This is a genomic window from Citrobacter sp. R-1.5.2, from assembly GCF_035064245.1.
Taxonomy (GTDB): domain Bacteria; phylum Pseudomonadota; class Gammaproteobacteria; order Enterobacterales; family Enterobacteriaceae; genus Citrobacter.
In genome coordinates this window covers 1-293 of record NZ_JASEYC010000109.1, presented here as the reverse complement: position 1 = coordinate 293, position 293 = coordinate 1, and the positions used below count along the sequence as shown (strand labels likewise).

1 protein-coding gene is annotated in these 293 nt (G+C 61.4%); it reads left to right on the top strand.

Annotated features, from left to right (window positions below):
* Positions 1-293, top strand: a 293-nt coding sequence (locus QMN38_RS26830; protein ID WP_323606438.1) for an AhpA/YtjB family protein, incomplete at both ends; no start/stop codon positions are given.

Here is a 293-nt window from a genome sequence, read left to right as displayed (position 1 = left end):
GGGCGACCTGGTGGCGCGCTCTGGCGAAAGCGTCGAGGTTCGCGACCGGCTGGCGCTGGATGGTAAAAAAGCCGGCGGCTACTTCAACCAGCAGATTGTCGAACCGGTGCCAGGAAAAAACGGCCCGCTGGGCTACCTGCGTCTGACCCTCGATACTCATACCCTGGCGACCGAGGCGAAGCAGGTGGATAATACCACCAATATCTTACGCCTGATGCTGTTACTGTCCCTGGCTATCGGCGTGGTGCTGACCCGCACGCTGCTGCAGGGCAAACGCACCCGCTGGCAGCAAT